6 protein-coding genes and 3 pseudogenes are annotated in these 6,247 nt (G+C 42.1%); 8 read left to right on the top strand and 1 reads right to left on the bottom strand.

The genetic code is table 11. The features are described from left to right. From LC574_RS21690 to LC574_RS21660, 7 genes and pseudogenes are all read left to right on the top strand, one after another. The coding region (locus LC574_RS21690) for a GTP cyclohydrolase I (protein WP_229455549.1) at nt 1-245 on the top strand (245 nt) is incomplete at its 5' end. Between the two features lie 80 nt (nt 246-325). Beyond that, complete coding sequence (locus LC574_RS21685) at nt 326-1,036, top strand: class I SAM-dependent methyltransferase (protein ID WP_229455547.1); 711 nt, start codon at nt 326-328, stop codon at nt 1,034-1,036. A 35-nt stretch (nt 1,037-1,071) separates the two neighbouring features. Beyond that, a pseudogene (gene hisI, locus LC574_RS21680) lies at nt 1,072-1,388 on the top strand (phosphoribosyl-AMP cyclohydrolase); the annotation flags it as partial. Nucleotides 1,389-1,435: 47 nt separating this feature from the next. Continuing rightward, nucleotides 1,436-2,947, top strand: a complete 1,512-nt coding sequence (gene cysS, locus LC574_RS21675) for a cysteine--tRNA ligase (RefSeq protein WP_229455546.1) — start codon at nt 1,436-1,438, stop codon at nt 2,945-2,947. Between the two features lie 63 nt (nt 2,948-3,010). Continuing rightward, a complete protein-coding gene (locus tag LC574_RS21670; RefSeq protein WP_229455545.1) occupies nt 3,011-3,784 on the top strand; it encodes a GTP-binding protein in 774 nt (257 codons plus the stop codon). Next, the gene (locus LC574_RS21665) at nt 3,781-4,590 is read left to right on the top strand and encodes a metallophosphoesterase family protein (RefSeq protein WP_229455544.1); all 810 of its coding nucleotides are present in this window, start codon (nt 3,781-3,783) and stop codon (nt 4,588-4,590) included. Before LC574_RS21670 ends, LC574_RS21665 begins: the two co-directional genes overlap by 4 nt. 55 nt (nt 4,591-4,645) lie before the next feature. Then, on the top strand, nt 4,646-5,407 hold the full coding sequence (locus LC574_RS21660; protein ID WP_229455543.1) for a metallophosphatase: 762 nt from the start codon (nt 4,646-4,648) through the stop codon (nt 5,405-5,407). 228 nt (nt 5,408-5,635) lie between these two features. Here the strand turns inward: LC574_RS21660 and LC574_RS21655 are convergent. After that, nucleotides 5,636-6,160, bottom strand: a pseudogene (locus tag LC574_RS21655) (metal ABC transporter permease); the annotation flags it as partial. Here LC574_RS21655 and LC574_RS21650 point away from each other — a divergent pair. Continuing rightward, a pseudogene (locus LC574_RS21650) lies at nt 6,153-6,247 on the top strand (metal ABC transporter permease); the annotation flags it as partial. The pseudogenes LC574_RS21655 and LC574_RS21650 overlap by 8 nt on opposite strands.

The following is a 6,247-nucleotide window of genomic DNA, read 5'->3' as shown; positions in this document are numbered from 1 at the left end:
TGTATTCCCGTCGCTTGCAAGTACAAGAGAGATTAACCCGCCAAATTGCCGAAGCAATCCAGACCATTTTGGAACCTCAAGGGGTAGCCGTTGTGATGGAAGCTAGCCACATGTGTATGGTGATGCGCGGCGTGCAAAAACCTGGTTCTTGGACTGTAACTAGTGCAATGCGTGGTGTGTTTTCAGAAGATGCGCGAACTCGTGAGGAGTTTATGAATTTAGTGCGCCACAATACTAAGTTTTAGTAACCTTACCAAACCTGGGCAATGGTAGCAACAGTTGTCATTGCCTTGCAAATACCTTCAAGATAAAAGGCAACTTCAATATGAATAAAGAGCAGAGCCGCTTTGATTTCGACTTAAATCCAACATTCCAAACGATAAATTATGAAGTAGGAGCACGTAGTTTTGTGCCTGGTTATGAGTCGATATTCAATATGGCAGTTGCACTCTTGGATGCAAGTGTGTCGGAGCAGGCTCATCTACTGATTGTTGCTGCTGGTGGCGGTATGGAACTCACAATTTTTGGTCAAGCGCGATCGCACTGGCTCTTTACAGGCGTTGACCCTTCGGCAAAAATGCTGGCTATCGCCCAAGAAAAAGTAGCCAAACATGGGTTAATAAACCGCGTGAAGCTCCACCAGGGGTTAACGCATGAACTGCCTCTCACTCCCCTGTATGATGCAGCAACTTGCATTCTTGCTATGCACTTTCTCCCTGATGACGGAGCAAAACTGTCACTGCTTCAAAGTATTTCGCAACGCCTCAAATTAGGAGCGAAATTGATTCTAGTTGATTTATGTGAGGAGAAAGGCTCAGAAAGGTTTAACGATTTCCTAAAAGCTTACAAATATCATGCACGTCACTTAGGAATCGGAGCAGAAATAGTAGAGGAAACAGCAAGCAACGTCGTACATCTCCATTGTATCTCTGAGTCAAGAACTATTGAACTATTACAAGAAGCAAATTTTAGCAAGATTACTCGATTTTTCACAGCCCTCTGGTTCAGAGGTTGGATAGCAACAAAAAATACTTAATGCTCCAGAAATTGAAGTGTCTGTAGTAAACGCTAATGAATCAAAATTTATTGTGGGTTGAAAAACTTAAGTTTAATAATCAAGATTTAATTCCTGCCATAGCGCAAGATTACCGCGATGGCACTGTTTTGATGATGGCTTGGATGAACTCGGAATCAATTCAAAAAACATTATCTACAGGCGAAGCTCATTATTGGAGTCGTTCGCGTTCGCAATTATGGCATAAAGGCGCAACATCTGGACATATTCAAAAGGTAAAAGAGCTTTTTACGACTGTGACAGAGATACCATCTTGCTAAAAGTTGAGCAAATTGGTGATATTGCTTGTCACACTGGTGCAAGAAGTTGTTTTTTTAATGCTGTGCAAATTCATCCTAAATCTTAATTTTGGAATTGATTATGACTCTGACAATTTACAACACTCTCACCCGTCGCAAAGAATCCTTCCAGCCGCAAGAACCAGGTAAGGTAAAAATGTATTGCTGCGGTGTTACGGTGTACGATTATTGTCATTTGGGTCATGCACGTTCTTACATTGTTTGGGATATAGTGCGCCGCTATTTGCAATGGCGGGGGTATGAAGTCCAATATGTGCAAAACTTTACTGATATTGATGATAAGATTCTCAACCGAGCTAATGCAGAAGGAACTTCTATGCAAGAGGTTTCTGAGCGATACATTCAGGCTTATTTTGAGGATATCAGACGTTTAAATGTGATGGATGCTTCTGATTATCCCCGCGTCACGGAAAATATTTCAGCTATTCACCAGTTGATTCAGGAACTAGAAAAAAAAGACTACGCTTACGCCATTGATGGGGATGTTTATTACAAGGTGCAAAACTTCTCTGAGTATGGCAAACTTTCTGGGCGTTCTTTGGATGATATGCAAGCTGGGGCGAGTAATAGGGTAGACTCAGAAGACCCATCTCTTAAAAAGAAACAAAACCTGTTTGATTTTGCTTTATGGAAGGCTGCTAAACCAGGGGAACCAGCGTGGGATTCACCTTGGGGTGTTGGTCGGCCGGGGTGGCATATTGAATGTTCGGCAATGGTGCGTAGGCTCTTAGGTGATACGATTGATATTCACGGTGGTGGCGGCGATTTGGTGTTTCCCCACCATGAAAATGAAATTGCACAGTCAGAAGTTATTACTCTTAAGCCATTAGCACGTTACTGGATGCACAATGGTATGGTAACGGTGAATAGTGAAAAGATGTCAAAGTCTTTGGGGAATTTTACAATGATTCGCCAATTACTTGATCAAGGTATTGAGCCTAATGTACTCCGTTTATTTGTCCTGCAAGCCCATTATCGCAAGCCTCTAGATTTTACAGAAGATGCCATCATTTCTGCTGAAAATGCTTGGAAAACCCTTAAAGAAGGTTTGCTTTTCAGCTACCAGTACGGTCAAGGACTAGGGACAAATCAATTCAAAATTCAAAATTCAAAATTCAAAATTAAAGAACTTCTGCCTCCTACCTCTTCCCATGCCCAATGCCCAATACCCAATGCCCTACCCTATGTTGAAAGCTTTCAGAGGGCGATGGATGATGACTTTAACACGCCCACTGCATTAGCTGTTCTTTTTGAACTGGCAAAAGAATTACGTCGTCAGGGAAACCTTTTGACTCATCAAGGTAAAACCGATACTTCCTCAGAAACGATTAAGCAGCAGTGGCAAACCCTAGTTCACTTGGCACAGGTTTTAGGACTAGAAGCAGTACCAAAAGATGAAACTGATGCCAAACAAGAACGTTTAAGTAATGCAGACATTGAAACTTTAATTCAACAACGGCAGAATGCACGTAAACAGCGCAATTTTGCCGCTTCAGACCTTATACGCGACCAATTGCAAGCAGTGGGAGTAACTCTCATCGATAAACCAGATGGTACAACTGTGTGGCATTGATCAAGTCAGCAATTTTCTTGCTACTATATTTCAAATCACATAAAAATGATTATCATTATATTTATGTCTGTACCAAACATTATTGTCGTTGCTGGTTCATCTGGGGCTGGAAAAACTACCTGGGTTTGTCAACAGATGCGAGATATCGCCGATGTTGACAAAATAATTTATTACAACCCTGGTACTGGGACTGTTCCCGTTGACCAAACCCGCATAACTTCTGAATTTCCTGATTTACAGGTCTTTAGCGATGCTCAACAAGTCGAATTTCTGAACCAAATACCTAAAGCAGATGCGGTTTACATTGAGTGGGGATTTTATCTGGAGTTGGGATCTGTAGCACAATTATTAGATAATCTAACTTACCGTACCATTGCAGTCTTACCACCTGACCTCAAAGGCTCTGAATACCATGCTTGGGCAAAGGAGATTGTACACGGCGCACCAACCCAAGCCAGTAATGCTGAAACTTTATGGCGGGCGGCAAGCAACGGTCAAGTTATTGACGAAAATAGTCTGGAAGAATTTTGGTACGAAATCACCCACAGTGCTTACGGTATCGTTACCCGTGCTAAAGGCATTTTTGACGTGAACGATGGTAGGTCACTTTACTGTGATTTTGTCGCTGGCGTTCCCCAAACAGATTTTCTGGAATTAGACCTACCACGCTACTTGGAAGGTAGACCCCAGCGTTTCAGTGGACTAGAAGTGGTGGGACAAAACTTGGATGAAGCAACTTTAAGGCAAACATTATCAGATTGCTGTTTATCTGACGCAGCGATTTTGCAATACCAACAACAAGTAAAAGAGATTTTATTAGAAGGGGAACCAGTGTGAAAATAGCCGTCATTTCATGTATTCATGGCAATTACGAAGCCTTAGACGCTGTATTGCTAGATATTGACCAGCACTCATGCGAAAAAATCTTTTGTGTTGGCGATTTGGTAGGATATGGGCCGCATCCCAATGCAGTTGTTGCTCAAATTCGTTCTTTAGATATTCCCACCTGCGTTGGTTGTTGGGATGAAGATATTGTGGAAGGTTTGAACGCTTGTGATTGCAGTTATCCCTCGTTATTGGCAGAAAAAAGAGGAATACAAGCTCACGAGTGGACTAATAAGGAAATTAACCCAGAAAACCGTGAATTTTTAGCCAAGTTACCCTACAGCCTCAAAGAGGGAAATTTAGCTTTTGTTCACGGTAGTCCTCATAGTAACCATGAATATTTGTTACCTGAACTAGACGCTTTTGTAGCACTAGAGCGAGTAATTTCCACAGATTCAGATGTGCTATTTTGTGGTCATACTCATGTACCTTATACCCGAACTCTTGATGCTGGTCAGCTACAAGTTAGTGTTGGTAGAGGAGAAAAAGCACAGAAAATCAGCTTTACATCTCCTCTCAAACGGATTGTGAATGTGGGTTCAGTGGGAGAACCCCGACATGGACGACCGAATGCTACTTATGTGATTTACGATACTGACACTCAAGAATTCAAACTGCGGGAAGTGGTTTATGACTACCAAAAAACTTGTGCAGCAATTCTTGAGAAAGGTTTACCTGCAATCTTTGCTTGGCGTTTAGCGCATGGGTTGGAGTACGCAGAACGGGCGGATGACCCAACTCATGTTTGCACAAGGTAATCTCTCTCCCCTCCTCCTCTTCCTCCGCGTTCCTCTGCGTTGAAAAAAAATAACTATGAATAAATGGGCAATTTTGAGTGGAATTGAAGCTAACTTGGCAGCTTATGAAGCTGTAATAGCTGACATTAAGCGTCAGGGTGATCAGGTAGAAGCTTTGTATATTTTAGGCGATTTAGTAGGCCCAAGACCAGAAGCAGATAAGTTGGTAGAACGAGTGCTTAACCCACGCCAGGGAGAATTAGAACCCCTGATTTGTAAGGGATGGTGGGAAGAACAGTGTTTTATTCTGCATGGTTTGGGGCCGACTGGGGATGCTCCTGAATTGATCGCAAAATATGGGGGTGATACTGTTGAGATGTTGTGGGAGTGTGTTTCCCGCCAGACGGTACAATGGTTGAGAAACCTCGATTTTGGTTTTTTTGAATTAGATTGTTTGTTAATCCACGGCTCAACGGTAAGTGTGGATGATGAACTGACTCCAGAAACTCCCCCAATCCAAATGCTTGATAGACTGTCGCGGATGCAAGCAAATAATCTGTTTTGCGGTCGTTCCGGTTTAACTTTTCAGTATCAACTGCAAACTGGTTCTATTATCTCTGGACTCACTACTCTTGATAACCAAGTGTCCCCTCAAACTATTACCGTTACTCCGCGTCAAGTAGTTGGGGTGGGGAATGTGGGACGGACACCAGGTCAAGCTACCTATACTCTCTATAATCCCGGAACGAATCAGGTGGAATTCAAGACTGTGTATTACGCCAATAGTAAGGGATTTCAAAGCCAGCACAAGGGTACAAAATCGAAATCTAGCCTTTAACGCACTCTGTAAATCCCTGCATTTTGCGTGAGTACGAAGAATTGACACGCTTATGCGTAGGCGTAGCCCGTCCTAGACATCGCTATCAGCCATAATTATTGATAATATATTGTAATAAGGCAAATTACTTGTTAGATTATTTCTATATAAATGCTATGATTTCCAACATCAACTTTTCTTGTGGGAGGGTTTTCAGTTACCCTGATTTTTGTATCTAGCGCCGTGTGTTTATTCAGAAATAACCTTCTGTTTCTTTGCTCTAACCAATAAACCATGCTTGGGTGCAAATATCATCGCCACGACAAATAATAAGGTTTGCAACACCACAATACAACCGCCAGTCGCACCATCAATGTGATAGCTAATGTACGTCCCCATAACACTCGAAAATACTCCAGAAGCCATAGCAATTAGCATCATGTGGTCGAAGCGATCGCTTAATAAATATGCAGTTGCACCTGGAGTTACCAACATCGCCACCACAAGAATAATCCCCACAGTTTGTAGTCCGGCTACAGCAGTTAAAGACAGTAATGATAGCAAAATATAGTAGAGCGCTCCTGTATTCAAGCCAATTGATCGCGCATGGGTAGGGTCAAAACAAAATAACAATAAGTCTTTGCGAAGAACTGCAATTGTGATTACTTTAATCACACTAATAACCACTGTTTGAATAATATCTGCTTGAGAAATACCCAAGACATTACCAAACAGGATATGTGTCAAATCTATGCTGCTTGGTGTTTTAGAAACTGTGGGGATTATTCTTGTGGTGGCGATGTTGGTAACTCCAGGTGCAACTGCATATTTATTAAGCGATCGCTTCGACCACATGATGCT

The organism is Nostoc sp. CHAB 5715 (assembly GCF_020829685.1).
Taxonomy (GTDB): Bacteria; Cyanobacteriota; Cyanobacteriia; order Cyanobacteriales; family Nostocaceae; genus Nostoc.
This window is presented reverse-complemented; position numbering and strand designations above follow the sequence as displayed.

Excerpts from the sequence above, each read along its gene's own strand:
- LC574_RS21685 (WP_229455547.1), top strand. The coding sequence starts at position 326 with ATGAATAAAGAGCAGAGCCGCTTTGATTTCGACTTAAATCCAACATTC.
- LC574_RS21660 (WP_229455543.1), top strand. The coding sequence starts at position 4,646 with ATGAATAAATGGGCAATTTTGAGTGGAATTGAAGCTAACTTGGCAGCT.
- LC574_RS21670 (WP_229455545.1), top strand. The coding sequence starts at position 3,011 with ATGTCTGTACCAAACATTATTGTCGTTGCTGGTTCATCTGGGGCTGGA.
- cysS (WP_229455546.1), top strand. The coding sequence starts at position 1,436 with ATGACTCTGACAATTTACAACACTCTCACCCGTCGCAAAGAATCCTTC.